The 22530-nt window shown below is 70.4% G+C and carries 18 protein-coding genes and 1 pseudogene; 8 read left to right on the forward strand and 11 right to left on the reverse strand.

Annotated features, from left to right (window positions below):
* Positions 1-170, reverse strand: a pseudogene (locus AB0D31_RS09150) (VOC family protein); the annotation flags it as partial.
* A 343-nt stretch (positions 171-513) separates the two neighbouring features.
* On the opposite strand from AB0D31_RS09150, the gene AB0D31_RS09155 reads away from it, so the two are divergent.
* Positions 514-1050 carry an ATP-binding protein gene (locus AB0D31_RS09155; RefSeq protein WP_362719177.1) on the forward strand — a complete coding sequence of 179 codons (537 nt, stop codon included), beginning with the start codon at positions 514-516 and terminating at the stop codon, positions 1048-1050.
* A gap of 79 nt (positions 1051-1129) precedes the next feature.
* Here the strand turns inward: AB0D31_RS09155 and AB0D31_RS09160 are convergent, their stop codons facing one another.
* From AB0D31_RS09160 to AB0D31_RS09180, 5 genes are all read right to left on the reverse strand, one after another.
* Complete coding sequence (locus AB0D31_RS09160) at positions 1130-1663, reverse strand: type 1 glutamine amidotransferase domain-containing protein (protein WP_362719179.1); 534 nt, start codon at positions 1661-1663, stop codon at positions 1130-1132.
* A gap of 137 nt (positions 1664-1800) precedes the next feature.
* Complete coding sequence (locus AB0D31_RS09165) at positions 1801-2811, reverse strand: SDR family oxidoreductase (RefSeq protein ID WP_362719182.1); 1011 nt, start codon at positions 2809-2811, stop codon at positions 1801-1803.
* A 51-nt stretch (positions 2812-2862) separates the two neighbouring features.
* On the reverse strand, positions 2863-3990 hold the full coding sequence (locus AB0D31_RS09170) for an enolase C-terminal domain-like protein (protein ID WP_362719183.1): 1128 nt from the start codon (positions 3988-3990) through the stop codon (positions 2863-2865).
* Positions 3987-5795, reverse strand: coding sequence for a thiamine pyrophosphate-requiring protein (locus AB0D31_RS09175; protein WP_362719186.1), 1809 nt, complete (start codon positions 5793-5795; stop codon positions 3987-3989). Before AB0D31_RS09175 ends, AB0D31_RS09170 begins: the two co-directional genes overlap by 4 nt.
* An 81-nt stretch (positions 5796-5876) precedes the next feature.
* The gene (locus AB0D31_RS09180; protein WP_362719188.1) at positions 5877-9017 is read right to left on the reverse strand and encodes an FAD-linked oxidase C-terminal domain-containing protein; all 3141 of its coding nucleotides are present in this window, start codon (positions 9015-9017) and stop codon (positions 5877-5879) included.
* Between the two features lie 283 nt (positions 9018-9300).
* Between AB0D31_RS09180 and AB0D31_RS09185 the strand changes: the two genes are divergently transcribed.
* Positions 9301-10254: an LLM class F420-dependent oxidoreductase gene (locus tag AB0D31_RS09185; protein ID WP_362719191.1), complete on the forward strand. Its 954-nt coding sequence runs from the start codon at positions 9301-9303 to the stop codon at positions 10252-10254.
* A 66-nt stretch (positions 10255-10320) separates the two neighbouring features.
* Complete coding sequence (locus AB0D31_RS09190) at positions 10321-10518, forward strand: hypothetical protein (protein ID WP_362719193.1); 198 nt, start codon at positions 10321-10323, stop codon at positions 10516-10518.
* Between the two features lie 142 nt (positions 10519-10660).
* Here AB0D31_RS09190 and AB0D31_RS09195 read toward each other — a convergent pair whose 3' ends face one another.
* The gene (locus AB0D31_RS09195) at positions 10661-11335 is read right to left on the reverse strand and encodes an HAD family hydrolase (RefSeq protein WP_362719196.1); all 675 of its coding nucleotides are present in this window, start codon (positions 11333-11335) and stop codon (positions 10661-10663) included.
* 91 nt (positions 11336-11426) lie between these two features.
* Positions 11427-11645, reverse strand: coding sequence for a hypothetical protein (locus AB0D31_RS09200; protein WP_362719199.1), 219 nt, complete (start codon positions 11643-11645; stop codon positions 11427-11429).
* Between the two features lie 218 nt (positions 11646-11863).
* Here AB0D31_RS09200 and AB0D31_RS09205 point away from each other — a divergent pair, with 218 nt between their 5' ends.
* The 3 genes from AB0D31_RS09205 to AB0D31_RS09215 all read left to right on the forward strand — a co-directional run bounded on the left by AB0D31_RS09205 (position 11864) and on the right by AB0D31_RS09215 (position 13625).
* Positions 11864-12829 carry an LLM class F420-dependent oxidoreductase gene (locus tag AB0D31_RS09205; RefSeq protein WP_362719202.1) on the forward strand — a complete coding sequence of 322 codons (966 nt, stop codon included), beginning with the start codon at positions 11864-11866 and terminating at the stop codon, positions 12827-12829.
* 134 nt (positions 12830-12963) lie between these two features.
* Positions 12964-13356, forward strand: coding sequence for a hypothetical protein (locus AB0D31_RS09210; protein WP_362719205.1), 393 nt, complete (start codon positions 12964-12966; stop codon positions 13354-13356).
* Positions 13357-13469: 113 nt separating this feature from the next.
* Entirely contained in the window at positions 13470-13625 is a 156-nt protein-coding gene (locus tag AB0D31_RS09215) for a DUF6131 family protein (RefSeq protein ID WP_359002506.1), read from the forward strand.
* Positions 13626-13840: 215 nt separating this feature from the next.
* Here AB0D31_RS09215 and AB0D31_RS09220 read toward each other — a convergent pair whose 3' ends face one another.
* From AB0D31_RS09220 to AB0D31_RS09230, 3 genes are all read right to left on the reverse strand, one after another.
* Positions 13841-15079 (reverse strand): SpoIIE family protein phosphatase, encoded by a 1239-nt coding sequence (locus AB0D31_RS09220; RefSeq protein ID WP_362719208.1) that lies wholly within the window; start codon positions 15077-15079, stop codon positions 13841-13843.
* A gap of 409 nt (positions 15080-15488) precedes the next feature.
* Entirely contained in the window at positions 15489-16934 is a 1446-nt protein-coding gene (locus AB0D31_RS09225) for a glyceraldehyde-3-phosphate dehydrogenase (protein ID WP_362719211.1), read from the reverse strand.
* Between the two features lie 212 nt (positions 16935-17146).
* Positions 17147-19354 carry an RICIN domain-containing protein gene (locus AB0D31_RS09230; RefSeq protein WP_362719214.1) on the reverse strand — a complete coding sequence of 736 codons (2208 nt, stop codon included), beginning with the start codon at positions 19352-19354 and terminating at the stop codon, positions 17147-17149.
* A 509-nt stretch (positions 19355-19863) separates the two neighbouring features.
* Here AB0D31_RS09230 and AB0D31_RS09235 point away from each other — a divergent pair.
* Positions 19864-20820, forward strand: a complete 957-nt coding sequence (locus AB0D31_RS09235; protein ID WP_362719217.1) for a hypothetical protein — start codon at positions 19864-19866, stop codon at positions 20818-20820.
* A 157-nt stretch (positions 20821-20977) separates the two neighbouring features.
* A complete protein-coding gene (locus AB0D31_RS09240; RefSeq protein ID WP_362719220.1) occupies positions 20978-22429 on the forward strand; it encodes an amino acid permease in 1452 nt (483 codons plus the stop codon).
* Positions 22430-22530: the final 101 nt, after the last annotated feature.

Raw genomic sequence — 22530 nt, forward strand, 5'->3', positions numbered from 1 at the left:
CCCAGACCACCCGACCGGAACGTCCAGCCGAACACCGCACCATAAAAATCCAGCGCGGCACCCAGATCCCGAGCCATCAGGCTCACCCAGCACGGAGCGCCGAACACCGGCTCACCAGAGCCGAGTCGGGCGGTGGAGTCTGTCGATGGGGGTGTCAAGAGGGGCCTCATTTCCAGGTACTTTCCAGGTGCTTGCGGGTGTGCGAACACCGTGCTCGCGGGGTGTACGACACCGCGCTTGCGGGTGTGCGACACCTGGTCATGGTCGTTTCCACTATCCCGCCGCCGACCGGCCGGTGCCCGTCGGCCGCGCGGGACCGGCCGGCGCCGGGTTGACGACGCGTCTCCCGCCCCGTCTCTCCCGGGGCGGAAGCGGCTCGTGTTGCGGATGCCGCCGTACGGGTCATGCTGGAGGAATCCGCGCTGTGCTCACCTGGCTACTTTTAGTAGTCCTTGCGTGGTTTGCGGACGCGGGAGTGGCCGGCGAGCCGCTCCTGCCGACAAGGGAGCCGTAGTGGTAGCCAACGACAGTCCCCGCCAGTACACCCTGAGCCTGCACGCGACGCCGGACCGCATACCGCAGATCCGCCGTATCGTCGCCGCTCATCTGCGCCACTGGCGGCTGGAGAACATCATCCAGCCCGTCAGCCTCGGCGTGTGCGAACTGCTCACCAACGTCCACCGGCACACCGAGGGCGATCGGCCCTGTGTGCTCGAACTGCGGTGGGCGCGTGGTCAGTTCGCCGCGTCCGTCACCGACGGCGATCCGCGTCTGCCTCGCCTCCAGGGGCCCCAGCCCTTCGCGGAGCGCGGCCGCGGACTCGCCCTCATCGCGCACCTCAGCGACAGCTGGGGCACTCAGCCGACACCCGACGGCAAAGTGGTCTGGTTCACGCTCACCGCCCAGCCCCAGGCGCTGCGACCGCTGCGTACGCTGCCCCCGGCGCCGACCTTGAGCACCACCGTGAGCGTTTCCGCACTGCCGCCCCTCGACACCCCGTCCCACGGACACCCGCTCCGTTCCGATCAGTGGTGCCTCAGCGACGCCTGAATCTCCGACCGGGCATGGGGAGGGCACCCCGCCGTGCGGGGTGCCCTCCCCGGCGACCGCGGCCGGCCGCCCGACGGGATCAGTGACCGAGTTCACCGATCAGGGTCTCGCAGAATGCCTTGAGGTCGTCCGGCTTGCGGCTCGTGATCAGGGTGTTGGGACCGCCGGTGCACACCTTGACCTGCTCGTCGACCCAGGTGCCGCCGGCGTTGGTGATGTCGGTGCGCAGGCTGGGCCACGAGGTGAGGGTGCGCCCGCCGAGGACGCCCGCCTCGACGAGGGTCCACGGAGCGTGGCAGATCGCGGCCACCGGCTTGCCCAGGTCGAAGAAGCCCTTCGCGAAGGCGACGGCGTCCTCGTCCATGCGCAGCGCGTCGGGGTTGGCCACGCCGCCGGGCAGCACCAGCGCGTCGTAGTCGTCCGGCCGTGCCTGGCTCACGGTCCGGTCCACCGGGAAGGTGTCGGCCTTGTCCAGGTGGTTGAAGGCCTGAACGTGGCCCGAGTCGGTGGAGACCAGTTCCGGGGTGTGGCCCGCGTCCTTCACGGCGTTCCACGGCTCGGTCAGCTCGACCTGCTCGATGCCTTCCGTCGCCACGAGAAATGCCACCTTCATGGTGTCGCTCCTTTCTGAGTGCACCGCGCCGATCGCGGTGGCTGCATGTCTTGGGGGTTCATGACGTGGGGATGACTTCGGGGTCATGACTTCGGGGTCACGTCTTCGGGTCATCCCCTGCGTCATGTCTTCGGGGTTCACGTCTTCTTGAGGGACCGGCGCGCTGCCCATCCCGCCGCGGCCAGCGCTCCCAGAGCGGTGCCGGTGGTCAGAACAGGGTGGTGGGCAGTCATGGCCTGGTACGAGCGGGAGTGGGCCTGGTCGTCGAAGATGCCGTGCGCGCCGTGGTCGTCCTGCGGCGCCTGGTCCAGGGGCTGCCACAGGTTGCCGCGTGAGGTCTCCGGGGCGATGTCCTCGCGCTGTTGCGAGCCGTACCCGGTCCGGGCGAGGTAACGGTCGAGGAGGGCCGGCACGAAGCGGTTGGCCCACACGGTGGCGACCGTGGAGGCACCGACGTAGTACTGCTTGCGCCGGGGGTGGTCGGCGGCGAACAGCACGGCGCGCGCGGCGACTTCCGGCTGGTAGATCGGCGGTACGGGCTGCGGATGCCCGGAGAGCCGTGAACGTACCCAGGAGAACTGGGGTGTGTTGACGGCCGGCATCTGGACGACGGTGATGCGTACATGGCTCTTGTTGTGGAGGAGTTCGGTGCGCACGGACGAGGTGAACCCGTTCACAGCGTGTTTGGCCCCGCAGTACGCGGACTGCAGCGGAATCGAGCGCTCTCCGAGCGCGGAGCCCACTTGCACGATGGTTCCCCGGTCGCGGGGAAGCATGCGGGCCAGCGCGGTGTGCGTGCCGTGCACGAAGCCGAGGTAGCTCACCTCGGTGACGCGCCGGAACTCCTCTGCGGAGATCTCGTCGAAGGGCGCGAACACCGAGGTGAACGCCACATTGACCCATACGTCGATCGGCCCGAAGGCCGCTTCGGCGGCTTCGGCGGCCTTCTCGACCTGGTCGGGGTCGGCGACGTCGACGGGCAGCGCGAGGGCGCGCCCGCCGAGCTCCTCGACTTCCGCGGCGGCCGCGTCGAGGCCGGCCTCACCGCGGGCGAGAAGGGCGATGTGGGCGCCTCGCTCGGCGAACAGGCGGGCGGTGGCGCGGCCGATGCCGGCGCTCGCTCCGGTGATGACGACGGTCTCGGGCATGGCCTTCCTTTCGGGACACGACGGCGGGCGGCGGGATGTCACCGCCCGGGGTCAGCCGGCGCGGTGGGGCTCGGCATCGGCGGTCTTGAACGTCAGTCCGTGGCCCGGCGCGCCGTCGGCCCCCGGGGTGATGTGGCCGCCCGCCGGGTCCAAGGTGCCGTCGAACCAGCGGGATTCGATGCGGACGTGGTCGTGGAACCATTCCACATGGCGCAGGTTGGGCACGGCCGCGGCGACCGCGGCGTGCGCGTGCGGGGCGCAGTGCCCGGAGATCTCCGTCCCGAATGCTTCGGCGAGGGCCGCGGCCCGCAACCAGACGGTGAGTCCGCCGCAGCGGGTCGCGTCCGCCTGGAGGCAGTCCACCGCGCCGGCCCTCAGCATGTGCCCGAAGTAGCCGAGCGTGTACCCGTACTCGCCGGCGGCCACGTCCACCAGGCCGCCGGCCCTGACGCGGACGAGGCCGTCGAGGTCGTCGGAGGAGACGGGCTCCTCGAACCAGGTCACACCGTGGTCGTCGAGGTAGCGGGCCAGACGGATGGCCTGTTTGACGGTGTAGCCCCCGTTGGCGTCGACGTACAGCTCGGTGGCGTCGCCGATGGTGGCGCGGGCCTTGGCGATCCGCTCACGGTCGCGGTGCTCGGCGCTCCCCCACGACTCACCGATCTTGATCTTGACCCGGGGAATGCCCTGGTCCTCGACCCAGTGCCGCAGCTGCCGCTCCTGGCGCTGATCGTCGTAGGTGGTGAAGCCGCCGCTTCCGTACACCGGCACGTCGGGCCGTGCCCGGCCGAGCAGGTGGGTCAGCGGGACACCGAGGAGCCGGGCCTTGAGGTCCCACAACGCGATGTCCACGGCGGAGATCGCGCCGGCGACCAGGCCCGGGCGGCCGTCGTTGCGGACCGCCCGGGTCATCGCCTCGTTGGCGGCCGGCACGTCGAAGGCACCGCGGCCGGCGACCACGGGTGCCAGATGGCCGCGGACGTACGCCGCCGTCTCGGGCGCACCGTAGGTGTAGCCGAGGCCGGTGGTGGTGCCGGAGCGGGCGTGGACCACGACGAGGGTGGTCTTGTCCCACTCCAGCGTGCCGTCGGCCTCGGGGGCGTCGGTGGCCAGCGTGTACGCGGCCGCCTCCACCTCGTCGACCGACGGCCCGGCGCCGGGCGCCGCGGGTGTCGTCACTCGTCGCCGCCGTCGCGGTGGCGGGTGCCGGGGAGCATTTCCTGCACCTTGGCCTTGAGGCCCTGGCGGATCATGCCGGTGCGGTCGCTGTCGCCCTTGAGGACGGAGGCGGCCGCGGCCTCGATCTGGTCGAGCGAGGCGTGCGGCGGGATCGGCGGCACGGCCGGGTCGGTGCGGAAGTCGATGACGAAGGGCCGGTCGGCGGCGAGCGCCTGCCGCCACGCACCCTCGACCTCGTCCGGCTTCTCCACGCGTACGCCGTCGAGGCCGATCGAGCGGGCGAAGTCGGCGTAGGCGACGTCGGGCAGGGACTGCGACGGCAGGAACTGCGGGGCGCCCGACATGGCGCGCATCTCCCAGGTGACCTGGTTGAGGTCCTGGTTGTTGAGGACCGCGACGATGAGGTTGGGGTTGCTCCACTCCTGCCAGTACTTGGCCGCCGTGATCAGCTCGGCGAGCCCGTTCATCTGCATGGCTCCGTCGCCGACGATGGCGATGGCGGGGCGGTCGGGGTGGGCGAACTTGGCGCCGATCACATAGGGCACGCCGGGCCCCATGGTGGCGAGGGTGCCCGAGAGTGAGCCGCGCATCGAACCGCGCATCCGCAGGTGGCGGGCGTACCAGTTGGCGGCGGAGCCGGAGTCGGCGGCGAGGATCACGTTGTCGGGGAGCATCGCGTCGAGGGCGTGCACCACGTACTCGGGGTTGATGGGTTCGGCGTCCACGGCGGCGCGCCGCTCCATCACTTCCCACCAGCGCGCGGTGTCCTTCTCGATCTTCTTGCGCCACTTGTCGTGCTTCTTGCGCTTGAGGAGCGGCAGGAGGCGCTGGAGGGTGCCGGCGGAGTCGCCGACGAGGTTGACCTCGAAGGGGTAGCGCAGGCCGATCATCTGGGGGTCGATGTCGATCTGCACCGCGCGGGCCTGGTCGAGTTCGGGCATGAACTGGGTGTAGGGGAAGCTCGATCCGATGACGAGCAGCGTGTCGCAGTCCTGCATCATCTCGTAGCTGGGCCGGGTGCCGAGCAGACCGATGGAGCCGGTCACATACGGCAGGTCGTCGGGGAGCGCGTCCTTGCCGAGCAGGGCCTTGGCGACGCCGGCGCCGAGCACGTCGGCGATCTGCTCGACCTCGGCGCGGGCGCTGCGGGCGCCCTGGCCGATGAGGATCGCGACCTTCTCACCGGCGTTGAGTACTTCGGCGGCGCGGGCGATGTCGTCGTCCGCCGGGACCGGGGCGTAGGAGGCCATGCCGAGGCTGGAGGGGACCATCTTGAAGGCGTGCTGCGGCGGCGAGTAGTCGAGTTCCTGGACGTCCGCGGGGATGATGACGGCGGTCACCGTGCGCTGGGCGCGGGCCACGCGCATCGCGCGGTCGATGACGTTGGGCAGCTGCTCGGGGACCGTGACCATCTCGCAGTAGGCGCCGGCCACGTCCTTGTAGAGGCTCAGCAGGTCGACTTCCTGCTGGTAGGAGCCGCCCATGGCGCTGCGGTTGGTCTGGCCGACGATCGCGACGACCGGCACGTGGTCGAGCTTGGCGTCGTACAGGCCGTTGAGCAGGTGGATGGCGCCCGGGCCGGAGGTCGCCGCGCAGACGCCGACCTTGCCGGAGAACTTGGCGTAGCCGACCGCTTCGAACGCGGCCATCTCCTCGTGGCGTGCCTGGATGAACTGGGGCTTGTTCTCGGCGCGCCCCCAGGCGGCGAGCAGGCCGTTGATGCCGTCACCGGGGTAGGCGAAGACGTGCTCGACGTCCCACTCGCTCAGACGCTGGAGGACGTAGTCGGACACTTTGATGGACACGGAGACTGCCTTTCACTGGTGCGGTTCTCGGGTTGCTGCGGGGGTTTTCGTGGGGGCGTACGGGGCCGTGCGCCCCACAGGTCACCTGCGGCGACGGCGGGTCCAGGCGTAGAGGGCGGCCACACCGCCGCCGAGCGCCAGCCCTGCGGTGGCGGTGGCCAGCCGCGCGTCCCCGGCCGATGGCTCGGGGCGCGCGGTGAGCTTCTCGGGCAGGTCGGCGGGGAGCGGCCCGTCGAGCCCCAGGGCCAGCGCCTCGGCGAGGTGCATGGCGCGCCGCCCGGTGTTGCCCTGCTCGATCTGGGTGCGGCAGCTGAATCCGTCGGCGACGACGAGGGTGCTGGGCGCGGCCCCGCGCACGGCGGGCAGCACGCCCTGTTCGCCGATCTTCATGGACAGGTCGTAGTGGCCCTGCTCGAAGCCGAAGTTGCCGGCGAGACCGCAGCAGCCCTCGTCGAGGACGTCCGCGTCCAGGCCCATGCGGCGCATCAGTTCACGGTCGGCGTCGTCCTTCAGGATGGCGTGCTGATGGCAGTGGGTCTGAACGAGCGCTGTGCGGGCGAGAGTTGGGGGACGCCAGTCCTCGGGCGCGTGGTTCAGCAGGAACTCGGCGAAGGTCTCGAACTGCTGGGCGACACGCTTGACGTCCTCGTCGTCCGGCATCAGTTCGGGTGCGTCGGCGCGGAAGACGGCCGTGCACGACGGTTCCAGGCCGACGATGGGCGTGCCGGCCTCGATCCACGGCCGCAGGACGTCCAGTGTGCGGTGGAGTACGCGTTTGGCGGTGTCGAGCTGGCCGGTGGAGATCCAGGTGAGGCCGCAGCACACGGCCTTGGTCGGGACGGTCACATGGAACCCGGCACTCTCCAGGACCCGTACCGCCGACTTGGCGACCTCGGGGTGGAAGTACGTGGAGAACGTGTCGGGCCATACGACCACGGTCCGCTCGTCGGCCGGGTCGGGTTCGGGCAGTCCGCGCGCGGACCACCACTGCACGAACGACTCCTCGGCGAAGGCGGGTGCCTCGCGCTCCGGCGCCACCCCCGCGAGGTGTTTGCCGAGCCGGGCGACGAAGGGAGCCCGTGCGAGCGCGTTGGTGGCGCGGGGGGCGAGCCGGGACAGGCGCGCCCAGAGGGGCAGCCAGCCCATCGAGTAGTGCGCGGCGGGGCGGGGACGGCCGGCGTAGTGGTGGGCGAGGAACTCGGCCTTGTAGGTGGCCATGTCGACGCCGGTGGGGCAGTCGGACTTACAGCCCTTGCAGGCAAGGCACAGGTCGAGGGCGTCGTGGACGGCGCTGGAGCGCCAGCCGTCGGTCACCGCCGAGTCGGCGTGGCCGTCGAGCATCTCGAACAGCAGCCGGGACCGGCCGCGTGTGGAGTGCTCCTCCTCCCCCGTCGCGCGGTAGGAGGGGCACATCACGCCACCGGAGTGGGTGCGGCAGTTGCCGATGCCGACGCAGCGCAGCACCGCCTGGTTGAAGGAGCCCTTGTCGTGGGGGTAGGCGAAGTGGGTGGAGAGCGCCTTGGGCCGCCAGTGCGGGCCGAGCCGCAGGTTCTCGTCCGTGCGGTACGGGCTCACGACCTTGCCCGGGTTCATCCGCTCGGTGGGGTCGAACACCGCCTTGACCTCGCCGAACGCGGCGACCAGAGGCTCGCCGAACATGCGGACCAGGAGCTCTCCCCTGCCCTGTCCGTCGCCGTGCTCTCCCGAAAGCGATCCGCCGAAGGACGCCACCAAGTCGGCTGCGCGGAAAAGGAATTGGCGGAACTTCGCCACCCCTTCGGCGGTCTTCAGGCCGAACGGGATGCGGGTGTGCACACAGCCCTGGCCGAAGTGGCCGTAGAGGGAGGGGTGGTCGTAGTCGAACTCCTCGAAGAGGGCTTTGAGGGCGCGCAGATAGTCACCGAGGCGCTCGGGCGGTACCGCGGAGTCCTCCCACCCCTCCCAGGTCTCCCGCTCGTCGGGCGGCCGGGCGGTCACGCCGAGCCCGGCCTCGCGGGCCTTCAGCATCTCCTGCTCGCGCGTGGTGTCGTCGGAGAACGCCACCGAGGTGTCCTTCTCGTCCCGGCCGAGTGCCCGCAGCAGGTCGTGGGCCTGCCCGTCGACCTCGTCCTGGCTGTCCCCGGTGAACTGCACGAGCAGCCAGCTCTCGCCCTCGGGAAAGCTCTCCAGGGATGCGAGGTAGGCGCCCTCCTCGCGCATGAGTTGCGCCATCCGCCCGTCCAGCGCTTCCAGTTGGGCCGGGGAGCTGTGCTGCAGCAGACGGGGCACGTCGTCCGCGGCGGCGCAGATGTCGGGGTAGCCGAGGACGAGGATCGCGTCGCACGGCGGCACGGGCACGAGGTCGAGTTCGGCGTGGAGCACCGTCACCAGGGTGCCCTCGCTGCCGACCAGGGCGCGGGCCAGGTCGAAGTCGTTCTCCGGCAGCAGCGAGTCCAGGTTGTAGCCCGAGACGCGGCGCGGGATCTTGGGGTAGCCGTGCCTGATCTCCGCCAGGTTGCGGTCGATGATCTCCTTGAGCCCCCGGTAGATCTCGGCGCGCCGGCCGCCCTCGGCGACGATCGCCTCGAACTCCTCGGCGCTGGTGGGGCCGACCCACATGCGGGTGCCGTCATAGGTGAGCACTTCGAGGCGGCGTACGTTGTCGACGGTCTTGCCGTACGCCTGCGCGGAGGCGCCGCAGGAGTTGTTCCCGATCATCCCGCCGAGTGCGCAGTGGCTGTGGGTCGAGGGCTTGGGGCCGAACTTGAGCTGGTGCGGGGCGAGTTGATGGTTGAGTTCATCGAGGACGAGTCCGGGCTCGACGACGCAGGTGCGCGCGGCCGGGTCGACCGACACCAGGGTGGAGCAGTATTTGGTCCAGTCGATGACGACCGCCGTGTTGGTGCACTGTCCCGCCAGGCTCGTGCCTCCGCCGCGCGACAGGACGGGCGCGCCGAACTCCGCGCACACGGCGACCGCCTCGACGGCGGCGTCGACCGAACGCGGCACGACGACGCCGATCGGGACCTGCCGGTAGTTGGAGCCGTCGGTGCTGTAGGCCGCACGACTGCCCGCGTCGAACCGCACCTCGCCGTCGACGCGCTCCCGCAGAGCGCGTTCGAGGGCCGCGCCGTCCAGACCCGCTCCCTGCGGACCCGCGTGGTCCGGGCTCACACGGTCGACGTCCTCGGCTGCTCCTCGCGCATCCAGTCCACGGTCGGCCGAAGCGGGGCTGTCGGGCATGTGCATCACTCCACTTTTCGTCGTCGCCGTCGCTCCCCCGCGCCCCGCGAGTACCCGTGAGCGGGGTGCCCACACCCTCCCTACGGCTACCCGAGGTCGGTCTCCCCCGCCACTCGGCCTTCGCCGGTCCTCTCGCGCATGCGGGGCAGGGGAGCCGCGCCTAGGGTGACGGGGGACGGGCTCCGCGCGCCGCCGAATTCACGGGCCCGGAGGGTTTCCCCGTGCGTACTTCGGCCACCCGGACGGGGATGCGTCGCGTCCGCCACCCGTGAGGAGTTTCCCCATGACGGAATACGGCTACTTCCTGTCCAGCGAGGAGCACACCCCCGCCGAGCTGGTGGAACAGGCCAGAATGGCGGAGCAGGCCGGCTTCACCTCCCTGTGGATCTCCGACCACTACCACCCGTGGAACGGCGAGCAGGGGCAGAGCCCGTTCGTCTGGTCGGTGATCGGCGCTCTCTCGCAGGCCGTCTCGCTTCCCGTGGAGACCGCCGTGACGTGCCCGATCGTCAGGATGCACCCCGCCGTCGTCGCCCAGGCAGCGGCCACCAGCGCCGTCCAGCTCGACGGCCGCTTCCGGCTCGGCATCGGCAGCGGCGAGGCCCTCAACGAGCACATCCTGGGCGATCCCTGGCCGGAGGCCGCCGTACGCCTGGAGATGATGGAGGAAGCCGTCCGGGTGATGCGTCAGCTCTTCACCGGCGAGCAGGTCAGCCACCACGGCAAGCACTACACGGTGGAGAACGCCCGGCTCTACACGGTGCCGGACGAGCCCGTGCCCATCGACGTCTCCGCCTTTGGTCCGCTCGCCGCGGAGGTCGCGGGGCGGATCGGGGACGGCTTCATCACGATGGCGCCCGACGCCTCGTCCATCGAACGGTTCCGGCGCAGCGGGGGCGGCAGCAAGCCGGTGATGGCCGGGCTCAAGGTGTGCTGGAGCACGGACGAGGACGAGGCGCTGCGCACCGCGCACCGGCTGTGGCCCAACGAGCAGCTGCCGGGCGAGCTGGCCCAGATCCTGCCGACCCCGAGCCACTTCGAGCAGGCCTCCGAACTGGTCACCCCCGACCGGGTCCGTGCGAACGTCACCTGCGGTCCTGATCCGGACGCTCATGTAGCGGCGGTCAAGGGGTACGTGGATGCGGGGTTCGACACCGTCTACATCAACCAGATCGGCAAGGATCAGCAGGGCTTCTTCGACTTCTACCGCACCAAGGTGCTGCCGCAGCTCACCTGAGCGGGACCGGTCCGGTAAGCCCCGCACCAGAGCACCACCGCACAACGCACCGACCACGGGAGTGACATGACCCACCCGCAGACGCAGGACAACGGCTCGTCCAAGGCCCACCCCGACACGGCGCTCGACGAGGTCCTCAAGGAGTTCGAGGACGCCGAGACGCGCGACCCCAGGTCGGCGGGGCGCAAGGACGCCCACGACGGCGAGGCCGGGGACGCGCTGTCGCCGAACGAAGAGGCGCAGGAAGAGGCGTCGGACGACTGAGCCACACGTCCGTAGAACGTCCGTAGAACGTCCGTAGAAAGCACACGCCCGCAGGGAACGCATGCGGCACGCGCAGGGCGCCCGTCCGGGGATCATCCTCCCGGGCAGGCGCCCTGCGTTCGTTCCGTCCGTGCGGCCGCGCTCAGTCCTCGCGCTCCACCTGGGCGAAGATGCTGGTGTCCAGGCGGGAGAGGAGCTCCGCCGGGTCCCCGTACACGGCCAGCGCACCGGCCTCCTCCAGGTCGGCGCGGGCGATTCCGCCGGCGAGCAGCGCCACGGCGCGCACGCCGGCCGCCGCGGCGGCCTTCATGTCCCAGACCGTGTCCCCCACGAACACCGCTTCCGCAGCCTTCGCCTCGGCGAGTTCGAGCGCCCGCTCCACCGGGTCGGGGGCGGGCTTGCCGTCGCTGACGTCGTCGGCGCTCGCGACGCCCGCGATGACGTCGTCGGCGTCAATGGCGCGCCGCAGCGCCTTCAGTTCGGGTCCGCCCGCCGATGTGGCGAGCACGATGCGCCATCCCCGCCCGGCCAGTTCGCGCAGCAGGCGGCGGGCGCCGTCCAGCGAGGGCAGACGCTCGAAGTAGGTCGCGTACAGCGTGGTGTGCGCGGCGCTCAGGGTCTCGTCCTGGTCCTTGTCGCGGTCCTCACCGAGCAGGTGCGCGATGAGGTCGTCGGAGCCCAGGCCGACGGCGCGGTGGATGTCGTGGGTCGGCACATCGTGCCCTGCCTGGCGGAACGCTTCCCACCAGGTGACCACGTGCAGATGGTTGGTGTCGACAAGGGTTCCGTCGACGTCGAACAGCGCCGCACGTGCCATGCGTCAAGCCTTTCGTTCCGTGCCCGGGTCCCGCTCCACTGCCGATCATGCCGCGATTCGCCGCGCCCGACATCCGCGGGCGGCCCGCGGGTCACGCCGCGGGCCGCTCCTCGGCCGCGACGACCCCGTACGGACGCACCCGGTCCGGCAGCGGCCCTTCGGCCTCCGGCAGGTCGGGCACCGCCACCAGATGGCGGCCGCGTGGTACCTCGGCGGGTTCGTCCCTGCCCAGCATGAGTTCCTCGTACCTGCCGAGCGCCAGAACGGCCATCAGCAGCAACACGGGCAGGAAGACGGCTATGAGGACCACGACAACTCCTTGCAGGGGAGACGGGTCTGCCTGGACCGGGTTGCCCGGAGCGCGCACTCGAAACATGTCGGGCGGGAGTCGTCACATGTCGGGCGGAAGTCGCCCGTGGGGCGCATCCTGACCGCGTACGTCCCGCGCCTGCGGGTACCCGGCGAGCCGTCGGCCGTACGCGGGCGGGGCGGAGGTTTTGGTCGCAGCGGATCGGAAAAGGGTGACTTATGGTGCAAATCGGCTACACAATGATGACCGAGCAGGCTGGCCCGCGCGCCCTCGTCGACGACGTGGTCGCGGCCGAACGCGCGGGTTTCGACTTCTCCGTCACCTCCGACCACTACTTTCCGTGGCTCAAGTCGCAGGGGCACGCTCCCTACGCGTGGAGTGTGCTGGGCGCGGCGGCCCAGGCCACCAGCCGGATCCCCCTCATGACGTATGTGACCTGCCCTACGGTCCGTTACCACCCGGCGGTCGTGGCGCAGAAGGCCGCCACGATGCAGCTGCTCTCCGAAGGCCGCTTCCGGTTGGGCCTGGGCTCCGGCGAGAACCTCAACGAGCATGTGACGGGCGCCGGTTGGCCCTCGGCCAAGGTGCGCCTCGGCATGCTGGAAGAGGCCGTCGAGATCATCCGGGCGCTGTTCGACGGCGGCAACGTCAACCATCAGGGCACGTACTTCGACGTGTCCGACGCCCGCCTGTGGGACCTGCCCGACGACTTGCCGCCGATCGGCGTCGCGGTGTCGGGCGAGCGCTCCTGCGAGCTGGCCGGCCGGCTCGCCGATCTGGTGATCGCCACCGAGCCGAAGAAGAAGCTCATCGACTCCTTCGACCGCCACGGCGGCCAGGGCAAGCCCCGCGTCGGCCAATTGCCCGTCTGCTTCGACACCGACCGGGACGCGGCGATCGCCCGGGCGCACGACCAGTTCCGCTGGGCGATGGGCGGCTGGCCGGTCAACTCCGAACTCCCGGGCCCGTCCGGCTTCGAGGGCGCGACGAGCTTCGTGACCCCCGAGGACGTGGCGGACGCCATTCCGTGCGGCGACGACGTCTCCGCGTTCGTCGAGGCCGTACGCCCCTATGCCGAGGCCGGGTTCACCGAGGTCGCCCTCGTCCAGATCGGCGGGGAGCACCAGCGCCCCTTCATCGACTGGGCCGAGAAGAAGCTGCTCCCCGCCCTGCGCGACCTCTGACCGCACACGACGTACGCGGGCGGACGCCCGCAATCCCGAACCCGCAATCCCGAACCCGGGTTCTCGAACCCGCAATCGCGCACCCCGAACCCGGATCCCTCGACCCCGCACTTCAATCGAGCACGGAGAACAGCGTGAACGACACATCTTCCTCGGCCTCCCCCGACACCGGAGCCGACTCCCCCGACCTGGTGCACGTGATGCTCGGTGAGTGCTCCGCAGCCGACGCGGACGCGGTCTTCGAAGTACTCGGCACCCACTTCACCTCCGACCGCGAGGGTGTGGTGCCCCATCGCGACGAGAGCCCGCAGCCCGCAGCCTGGACCGGCAGCTTCTGTGCCGACCACGCCCCGGACGACGTGGCGCAGGTACTCCTGGCCGGGCCCGTCACCGCCGATCTCCAGGGCGGCCCCGTGGCGGTGGACCGGCTGCGCAAGACGCTGGCCGCGGCCTTCACGGTGGAAGCCGCGGGCTCGTCGGCGGGCGACCAGGAGGTCGACGTCCAGCTGCGCCTGACGAACGCCTAGCGGGCGCCGGGGCCCGCTTCCAGGTTCACCGCGCTCGACCGGTCCCGGATCGGGCACGCGGACCTACTCTTGTAACCAGGAGCGGGAACCCTTCCACGAGAGCGGAGGACATCATGATCGTCCTCGGAGTCATCCTGCTGGTCGTCGGCTTCGTGGCCGGCATATCCATCCTGTGGACCATCGGCGTCATCCTCGTCGTCCTGGGCGTCATTCTGTGGATCCTGGGATCTGTGGGTCACGCGGTCGGTGGACGGCGGCACTACTGGTAACGGCCCGGAGCGGATGCACTCCATCCGTAGCACGAGAGGCGCCCCCGGAAACCGTGTCCGCCGGTGAGCGGCACGGCCTCCGGGTGTGCGCGCGTGTTCGGCGGGCGTGTTCAACCGGGCTTGCTCAACCGGGCGTCTTCAGCCGGTCGAGTGGAACCCGGCATGTTCAGCCTGGCGTGGGCGCCCGGGCTTGTTCAGCGGTTGGTCGCGCCTGCTCAGAGACCGATGACGATCAGGGCCGTGTCGTCGGTGGCACCGCCGGTGGGCAGCAGGTCGGCGAGCACGGCGTCCGCGAGGAGTTCCGGTCCTGCGCCGCGATGGCGCGTGAGCGAACCGGCGAGCCGTTGCAGGCTGGCCTCGATGTCCTCGTCACGGCGTTCGACCAGCCCGTCGGTGTAGAGGACGAGGCTCGCCCCCGCGGTGAAGGCGGCCGTGGCCTGCGGGCGGTCCACGTGTTCCGAGCGGGCCCCGAGCGGGGGGTCGGTCGCCCCGTCGAGGAGCTCCACCCTCGCGTCGGGGTGCACGAGGACCGCGGGCAGATGTCCCGCGCTGCTGTACGTGATGGTGCGGCCGGCCCAGTCGACGAAGGCCAGGAACGCCGTGCTCGACTCAGCCCCCTCCACCGACCTCGCGTAGAGGCCGAGCACGTCAAGGGCGCGAGCGGGACCTTCGGCCACACGTGAGGCGGCGCTCAGTGCGCTGCGCAGCTGCCCCATGACGCCGGCGGCGGCGAGCCCGTGGCCGACGACGTCACCGACGGCGACCGCGAGCCGGTCGCCGGGCAGCTCGGCCAGGTCGTACCAGTCGCCGCACACGTTCAGGGCGCCGACCGCCGGGCGGTAGCGCACGGCCGCGTTGCGCCGTCCCAGCGGACCGGGTGTAGGCAGCATCGCGGCCTGGAGCGACAGGGCGACCTCGTGTTCCCGCGCGTGCGCCCGGCGCAGCCTCTCGTTGGCCTCCTGCAGCTCCCTGGCCCTGCTGTAGAGCTCCGACTCCAGGACCTTCGCCCGGTCGCCGCCGGCCGCGTCGGCGCGACCGCGGGCGCGGATGAGCTCGGTGACCTCCTCCACCCGGTGCAGGAGCAGGACGACCTCGCCGTCCGGTCCGAACACGGGGGTGTTCACCGGGCTCCAGTACCGTTCCTCCCAGACCCCGGGCGCCGTGGGGTCCTCCACGTCGTACCGCTGCAACGCCATGGTGTCGCGCTCGCCCGTCGCCACCACCCGGCGCAGTGAAGTCCCGAGGTTGCGCATCCCGCTCGCATCCGCGTCGTCGGGGTTGTCGGGGAAGACGTCGAAGAGGTAATGGCCGACGAGCTGCTCGCGCGTGCGGCCCGTCAGACTGGTGAACGCGGCGTTGACGTCGGCGTAGACGAGGTCGGTGGTGAGCAGGGCCACCGGGGCGGGCAGGGCCCGGAACACCGCCTCGTACTGGATGCCGGACCCGTTCACCATGCACCTGCCCGCGCAACGCATCTTCGGATCTTGTGCTCTTCACGATAGGCGGCATTGGGCGAGCAGGCCCGCCGGGCGGCCGCGTCCCACCCGTACTGCAGATTCCGCGACAAGCCCGGCGGAGCACCCGTCGACGTCAAGGACGCGTGCCCCACCCGGCACTGACCGCCCGGTGCGGCTCGCCCTCCCGCCCGTGCGAAGCGCCGGGGGCGCGAGCGAGGGCGGCGACGCCATCGCCACGCTCGCCTCCGACGGACTGCGCTGGGTCACCGCCCAGCGCATCGAGGTGTCCGGCGGCGCCCTGCTCCAGCGGGACACCCTCTCGAACAAGGCGCCCGCCACGTCGGTCGACTTCGTCGATACCGGCGCCGGCCGCAACCCGACCTACAGGCTCAGCGAGCCGGCCGGCTCAGAGCGCCGGCACCGGGTAGGTCGGGTACTCCACCCCGGAGACGTGCTGGACGACGCGGATGACCTGGCAGGAGTAGCCGAACTCGTTGTCGTACCAGAGGTAGAGGATCGCGTTGTCGCCGTCGACCTTGGTGGCGCCGGCGTCGACGATCGAGGAGTGGCGCGAGCCGACGAAGTCCATGGAGACGGCGTCGGGCGCGGTCGTGAAGTCGATCTGCCGCTTCAGCGGCGAGTGCAGCGACACGTCGCGGAGGTGGTCCAGGACCTCCTCGCGGGTGGTCTCGCGGCCCAGGCGCAGGCTCAGGATGGCGATCGACACGTCCGGCACGGGCACCCGGATCGAGCTGCCGGTGATCGGCGCCTTCAGGTCGGGCAGCGCCTTGGCGACGGCGGAGGCGGCACCGGTCTCGGTGATGACCATGTTCAGCGGCGCGGAACGGCCCCGGCGGTCGGCCTTGTGGTAGTTGTCCAGGAGGTTCTGGTCGTTGGTGAACGAGTGGACGGTCTCCACGTGGCCGCGCAGCACGCCGTACTCGTCGGCCATGGCCTTCAGCGGCGGGACGATCGCGTTGGTGGTGCAGGAGGCGCAGGACAGGATCTGCTCGTCCGGCTTGATGGTGTCGTGGTTGACGCCGTGGACGATGTTGGGGACGTCGCCCTTGCCCGGGGCCGTCAGGACGACCTTGTCGATGCCGGGGCGCAGGTGGTTCGAGAGCCCCTCGCGGTCCCGCCACTTGCCCGTGTTGTCGATGAGGATGGCGTCCTTGATGCCGTACGCCGTGTAGTCGACCTCGGACGGGTCGTTCGCGTAGATCACCTTGATGGTGTTGCCGTTGGCGACGATCGTGTTCGTCGCCTCGTCCACCGTGATGGTGCCCTGGAACTGGCCGTGGATGGAGTCGCGCCGCAGCAGCGAGGCCCGCTTGACCAGGTCGGCCTCGCCGCCACCCCGGACGACGATGGCGCGCAGGCGCAGCCCGTTGCCGGAGCCTGCCTTCTCGATGAGCAGGCGGGCGACGAGGCGGCCGATGCGGCCGAAGCCGTACAGGACGACGTCGCGGCCCTCACGGCGCTCGATCTTGTTCTCGCCGGTCGCGCCGATGACGGCGTCCGCGGTGAACTCATCAACCGACAGGCCGCGGTCGTCCGCCTTGTACGTCGCGGCGAGCATCCCGATGTCGATCTGCGAGGGACCGAGATCGAGGGTGGTCAGAGCCTGGAGGAAGGGCAGCGTCTCGGTGACCGAGAGCTCCTCCCCGGCTATCTGCCGGGCGAATCGGTGGGTCTTCAGAAGGCTGACCACCGACTTGTTCACCAAGGAGCGGCTGTGCAGCAGGATCGTGACGTCCCGCTCCCGGTGCAGCTTCCCGATGATGGGGATCATCGACTCCGCGATTTCCTCGCGGTTCTTCCAGTTGGTGAACGAGTCGTCATTGACAGTCACGGGTTCATCTTTCGAGCTAGGCGGCGCTCATATGCTAACCCCCGCCCATTTTTGATCGTTCAAGTGGTCTCCTTTGGCGGAATGGGCTGGTGGGAGCTGGTGGGAGCAGGGGGCCCGGTACCGCGCGGCTCGCCGCGGCCCCCGGGCCCCCTGGCCCCCTCGCCCCCTCGCCCCCTCGCCCCCTCGCCCCCTCGCCCCCTCGCCCCCTCGCCTCAGCCGAGGGTCCAGCGCTGGAGCGCGGAGCCCGTGTCGGCCTGCTGGGTGACGAGTGCTCCGTCGGCCGCCGCGGCGGTGGTGAGGAGCAGCCCGCTGGTCTTGGAGACGATGGCGTAGCGGCCGTCGGCGGTGGCGGTCACCGTCCAGTGCTGGTTGGCGCCGCCGGTGCAGGCCCACTGGATCACCTTGGCTCCGGCCGCGTGGGAACTCGCCGTCACGTCGGCGCAGAGCTTCGACTCTCCGTTGACGATCTGGTAGCTGCCGTCGGGCTGGCGGGTGAAGACCCAGTTCTGGTTGGCTCCCGTGTTCGGGCTCCAGGTGATGAGTTGCGTTCCCTGATCCGTCGAGTGACCGGGGTCGTCGAGGGCCTTGCCCGACGCCGTGAGGGTGTGGGTGCCGTCGAGCGATCCGCCGGTGGCCGACCCGGTGGGCGTGAGGGCCAGCGTCTGCTCGGCCGCGGTGCGGGCGCCGCCGACCGCGCTGCCCGTGGTGTCGCTCCAACTGCGGGTGGGGGTGGTCTCCGCGAGCCGGCCGGCCTTGGCGGACAGGCCGAGCACGAGCCCGCTGTACCGGTTCACCAGACGGTAGGAACCGGTGGCGGTGACAGGCACGACGAACCACTGCTGGCCGACCGTCGGACCGCCCGCCGCGGCGGCGGCGAGCACCGGCTTCGCGCCCCAGGCGCGCCCGGCCTTGGAGGTGGCGGGGACCCCGAGGAGCTTGCCGCTCGACGCACCGGCGATGCGGTACGAGCCGTCGCCGTTCGCGGTGAACACCCAGGACTCGCCGGCGGACCCGGTGGGAGCCGCGAGCGAGGTGACCGATGTTCCGTCGGCGGCCTGGGCCAGGACCCGGCCGTCGCCGCTGCCGATGCGGTAGCTCCTGGTGACGTCGACCGGGGGTGCGGCCGGCGCGGACGAGCCCACCGTGATGTCCACGTACTCGCCGTCGGAGCCGCCCTGGCACTCGATGGAGCAGTACGACCTGAAAGTCTTGCCCACGATGGCGGAGTTGGTGCGGTTGGCGCCGTCGAGGAACCAGCGGTACCAGGAGTTGTTGGTGTAGCCGCCGGTGTCGCCTATCAGGTGCCACTTCTGGCTGGTGAGGTCGTCGGTGGCGTAGATGCGCTGGGGCGCGGTCCCGTTCACCGCCTCGGGCTCGCCGATGTAGAGCCCGAGATAGGCGTTGTAGGTGACGTTCATCACCAACAGCGGTGATTTGCTGGGAAGTTGGCCCGCCGCGATCTGCTGGGCCACCGTGCCCGCGTGGGATGGGTCGTAGTCGCCCGCGATCGGGGTGTACCCCGTGGAACTGGCGGCGTCGACCGGCACCATGTTGCTCTCCAGGCCGCCCACACCCGGCTGCGACCAGTGGCCGTCGTACCACTTCTGCCAGGAGCCGCGCGCCATCTTGCCGGAGATCGGCGCCCGGGCCACGTGCGCGAGGCTGTCCTCCCAGTTCCCGCCCTTCGCGACGATGCGCGAGCCGTAGTAGACGTAGAAGTAGCCGGACGCGGTGTCGGCGAAGAGCCGCGGGTCGCCGTCACCGTAGGAGTACGTCTCGTGCGGGAACTGTGTGGTGTCGCCGCGCTTGGTGCTGTACGGCGAGGTGATGGCGTGGTCCTTGATGGTCCAGGTGCGGCCCTGGTCCTTCGAGACCGCGTAGTCGATCGCGTCGTAGTGGATGCCGTCGGAGAACGGCGCCGGGGTGAACTCGTTGTGGACCAGCCCGTACCAGTCACCGGTGTCCGGGTCGACCCAGGTGCCCATGAGGTCGCAGTAGTTCTTCTGCGAGTACCCCGCGTTGCCGACGGCGTAGGTCGCCTCCAGGCCCGTGGGGCTGTTGTTGCAGCGCCAGGTCGTGTCGTTGTTCTTGTCGGACGGGTTGGCGGGGTTCACCGCGTCGCTGATCGCGCTCGACCGGGAGGCGCTGTCCATGTCGGTGCCGGTGAAGAAGTCCCAGTACCGCGGGTCCTTCGCCCCGTACAGGGCGGCCGACTGCTGGAAGTAGAAGGTGCCGTCCTTGTCGATGTAGGTCGAGGCGGGCGTGTCCGTGGGGTGGGTGTACGGCACGGGCGAGCCGACGCTGACGGTGTACGTCGCGGCCGGGGGCGCGGCGGCCGCGGGGGGTGCCACCGCGGCGGCCAGGGCCAGCGCCGCGGCGCCGACGGCCGCGGCGACTGCTCTGAAGGTGGGGGAGGACACGGGCGCTCCTTCTGTGACGGCCCACGGATGTGGGAGCGGGGAACGACGCGCGCCGGCGACGGGGCCGCCCGCGTGCTCGGCAGTCTGTGCACCGCCCCGGCCGGCGTCCACGGACATCCGTCGGCCGGACTTGGACTTTCGTCACCGGGCGGGGGCGCCCTCGTCGCCCGTCGGCCGGCAGCGCCCCGCGCCCCCCGGCGCGCCACGAGATCGGTGCGAGGTCACGCACGGGCCACCCGCCGAATACGGCGAATACGTACGCTGTCGAGCCACGGGCGCGAATGTGTGGCCGAAAATCGACTCGAAGTCACAGGATTTATAAGCTGCGCCCGACATCACCAAAGGGCACGGAACCAGATATTCCGGGCGATGAGTTTCGATGGGCCTAAAGGATGAGTAAGGTGTGGGTCGCTGTCGGTGATCCTGCGTACGGGCTCGGGCTCCGGCTCAATTCCCTATGGGATTCGTAGGGCGCGGGGTGTCGTCCGCGGGGACACAGGGAGAGGATCGTGGCTGCCGGCTCGTTCGAGGGACACTACGTGTGGCATCCGGCGGCCGACGATCGCGAGCTGGCACGTGCGTGCACGGATGTGCGGGCCGGGCGCTACCTGGGCGCCCACAACGTCCTCCAAGAGACGCGCGGCGACTACGAGTTGAGGGCGCACCGCTCTCTCGTGCTCGCCTCGGAGGCGGCCGACTCGGACCTCGCGGAGCGCTGGCTCGCCGAGGAACCCGGCCCGGAGGCCGCCCTGTTGGCGGCGCGCGTGGCGATGATCCGCGCGCTGCGCACCGCCGACGCCGGCGACGCACGCGCCGACGCACTGCTGCGCATAGCGCAGGCGGCCTGTGTGCGGGCGGCACGACTGCTGCCCGACGACCCCACCCCGTGGGCGGCCCAACTGGCCCTGGCCCGCATCGACGGGCCCCGCGACGCCGCGCCCAGAGGACTGCTGACCGCACCGGCCGGGCCCTGGCAGATGTTCGCCCACGTCCTGCGCCTCGACCCCTGGCACCGCGAGGCCCACCACCGCTTCCTGGCGTGTTTCTTCACCCGCCACGGCGGCTCCGCGAGCGCCCGTTGGGACGTCGCCTCCTTCCTCAGCCACCGGGCGCCGGCGACTTCGGCGCTGCGCCTGCTCCCGCTGGTCGCGCTCGTCGAGGACTACGACCCGAACGCGCTGTTGGCCAACGAGACCTGGCAGCAGCCGCAATGGACGACGACCACCCTGGGTATTTATCACAACTGGTTTCCCCAGGCGGCGAGTTACCGGTTCACCCCCGTACTCGACCTGGCCTATCTGGCGCACGCACTGTTCATGGCAAGGCGTGAATTCGAGGCACGCGAAGTCCTCACGGCCATGGGCCCCTACGCCTCACGCATGCCCTGGAGCATGTTCGGCGAGCCCGGGGAGCAGCTGACCCGGGCCAGGAAGTCCTGCGGCCTGCCGACCCCGGCGCCGACCTGATCACGACCGGCGCGCACGACCCCGCCTGCGAGACCACGCGTCTTTTCATCCCCGAGGAAAGGTTGCCCCTGTGTCCGAGCGTACGTCCCCCGCCCGCCCGACAAGCCGGCCGGTGGAAGCATCATCCACATCTGATGACGACGCCACGCTGCATGCGATGGGATATCCACGGAAACTCACCCGTAGATTTCATGCCTTCGACAATTTCGCCATATCCTTCACCATCATCAACATAATCTCCGGCATCTTCTCCGCATTTGGTTTCGGCATGGGAGCGGGCGGCCCGAGGATTCTCGTCTTCGGCTGGATCGGCGTCTCCATCATGGTGCTGTTCGTGGGCGCGGCGATGGGTGAAATCGCCTCCGCCTACCCGACGAGCGGCGCCCTGTACTTCTCGGCCGGCAAGCTCGCCAAGCGGCACCGAGGTGCCTGGTCCTGGTACACGGGCTGGCTGAACTTCGTCGGCCAGGTGGGCGGCACCGCCGCCACCAACTACGCCGCCGCCACCTTCATCCAGGCGTTCATCGCCATGCAGTGGCCCTCGTACGAGGCGACCCCGCAGCAGACGGTGGGCATCGCCACCGCGATCCTGCTGGTCCAGGCGCTCGCCAACACCTACACGGTGCAGCTGGTCGCCGTGGTGAACCGGATCTCCGTGTGGTGGCTGCTCATCGGCATGGTGGTGATCGTCGTGGCGCTGACCGTGAAGCCCGGCTCGCACCAGCCGGTCTCGTTCGCCACGCACTTCGTCAACAGCACTGGCTTCAGCAACGGCCTGTACGCCGCGATGCTCGGCCTGCTCGTCACGAGCTGGACGTTCACGGGCTTCGACGGCAGCTTCCACATGTCGGAGGAGACGGTGCAGGCCACCGTCAACACGCCCAAGGGCATCATGCGGGCCATCCTCTACTCGGCGCTCGCCGGCCTCGTCCTCATGCTCGCCCTGGTGTACTCGATCCGTGACTACGCGAGCGAGATCGCCGCGTCGGCGCCGCCGGTGCAGATCCTCGTGGATGCGCTGGGCCTCGGCATGGCGAAGCTGCTCCTGCTGATCGTCATCGGCGCCATGCTGTTCTGCGGTCTGGCCAACATGACCAGCAACACCCGCCAGATCTTCGCCTTCTCGCGCGACGGGGCGATGCCCGGCTCCCGCTGGTGGCACTCGGTGTCGCTGCGCACCCGTACGCCCGTGAAGGCCGTGTGGCTCGCCGCCGCCTGCGCACTGGTCCTGATCATTCCGGGCTGGTGGTCGCACACGGCGTTCACCGCCATCGTCAGCGTCAACGTGGTCGGTCTCTACCTCGCGTACGGCGTGCCCATCTTCCTGCGGCTGCGGCTCAAGGACTTCGAGCCCGGCCCGTGGAACCTGGGCCGTTACGGCAGGCCGGTCGCGGCGGTGGCCGTGGTGTGGATCGTGCTGAGCAGTGTCCTGTTCATGCTGCCCCAGGTCTCCCCCATCACCGCGGACTCGTTCAACTACGCGCCGATCGCGCTCGGCGTGGTCCTCCTCATCGCCACCATCTGGTGGTTCGCCACCGCCCGCCGGCGCTTCCAGGGGCCGGTCAGCTACGGCAGCCCCGACGAGGTGGCGGCGATGGACCTCATCTGAGGACGCTCGCAACCCGCTCGCAACCACGCGGGTGGTGAGCTGAGCCGGGCCGGATCCGCGCGACACAGCCCACCGGGGGCCGGTCGCGCGGACCGGAGGAG

The sequence above is a fragment of the Streptomyces sp. NPDC048361 genome (genome assembly GCF_040651795.1).
In the GTDB taxonomy this organism is placed as follows: Bacteria; Actinomycetota; Actinomycetes; order Streptomycetales; family Streptomycetaceae; genus Streptomyces.

Bases quoted from the DNA above. Each gene is read 5' to 3' on its own strand.
- AB0D31_RS09195 (WP_362719196.1), bottom strand. From the start codon at position 11,335: ATGGCACGTGCGGCGCTGTTCGACGTCGACGGAACCCTTGTCGACACC.
- AB0D31_RS09205 (WP_362719202.1), top strand. From the start codon at position 11,864: ATGGTGCAAATCGGCTACACAATGATGACCGAGCAGGCTGGCCCGCGC.
- AB0D31_RS09220 (WP_362719208.1), bottom strand. From the start codon at position 15,079: ATGGTGAACGGGTCCGGCATCCAGTACGAGGCGGTGTTCCGGGCCCTG.
- AB0D31_RS09190 (WP_362719193.1), top strand. From the start codon at position 10,321: ATGACCCACCCGCAGACGCAGGACAACGGCTCGTCCAAGGCCCACCCC.
- AB0D31_RS09240 (WP_362719220.1), top strand. From the start codon at position 20,978: ATGGGATATCCACGGAAACTCACCCGTAGATTTCATGCCTTCGACAAT.
- AB0D31_RS09215 (WP_359002506.1), top strand. From the start codon at position 13,470: ATGATCGTCCTCGGAGTCATCCTGCTGGTCGTCGGCTTCGTGGCCGGC.
- AB0D31_RS09165 (WP_362719182.1), bottom strand. From the start codon at position 2,811: ATGCCCGAGACCGTCGTCATCACCGGAGCGAGCGCCGGCATCGGCCGC.
- AB0D31_RS09180 (WP_362719188.1), bottom strand. From the start codon at position 9,017: ATGCCCGACAGCCCCGCTTCGGCCGACCGTGGACTGGATGCGCGAGGA.
- AB0D31_RS09185 (WP_362719191.1), top strand. From the start codon at position 9,301: ATGACGGAATACGGCTACTTCCTGTCCAGCGAGGAGCACACCCCCGCC.
- AB0D31_RS09160 (WP_362719179.1), bottom strand. From the start codon at position 1,663: ATGAAGGTGGCATTTCTCGTGGCGACGGAAGGCATCGAGCAGGTCGAG.